Source organism: Vibrio sp. 1978 (genome assembly GCF_033344345.1).
Window position 1 is genome coordinate 1 of the sequence record NZ_JAWPOP010000652.1, and the last position, 623, is coordinate 623.

1 protein-coding gene is annotated in these 623 nt (G+C 42.5%); it reads right to left on the reverse strand.

What is annotated here, in order from left to right:
* Window positions 1–203: aquaporin (locus tag R8N49_RS28355; RefSeq protein WP_318190597.1), on the reverse strand; the 203-nt coding region annotated here is incomplete at its 3' end.
* Window positions 204–623 lie beyond the last annotated feature (420 nt).

The following is a 623-nucleotide window of genomic DNA, read 5'->3' on the forward strand; positions in this document are numbered from 1 at the left end:
TGTGCGCCTGAAACGCCGGCAGTACAGTAGATTGCGATGGAGACACCTAAGCCCCATACAATACTGATTTCCCATTGTCCAAAAGATGCGCCTGTTAACACTAAGGCTGCGACGCAGCCAACGCCGAAGAAGATGAGTAGTCCTGTACCGATGAACTCGGCCAAACATTCTCCGAGCAGAGAGGGGTGTTTGTTGGTTGTCATGTTAAGAGTCCTATAGTTATTTTTGCTTATCTAGCACGATAGTATTGTGCACATATAAACGTTTGCGAAAACAAACGAGCGTTAAAAATGAGCGTTTGAGCATGAATTTGTTAACCAAACTCTTCGTTTTTGTTAAATGGCGCATCTTTTGACCAGAAAGGAAACTGATAGAAAGCTCTTTATAGGGATGAGTGAGTCATTTTCATCGCTCAAATTACCGATGTGAAAACAAATGCACAACTGGTAAGAGGAGTTTTGTGAAGCTGGTTCGTCAATGGTGGATTATCGTTCAATAGTTTGTGTAAAAAGTAATCCCTAAGAGGTAGTTAAAGCCAGATACAGCAAAGGCTTGGGGGGAGATCCTGAAAGAAAATAACTAGAACGCACGACGATAAAATCGGACTCGCGTATAACGAGAGT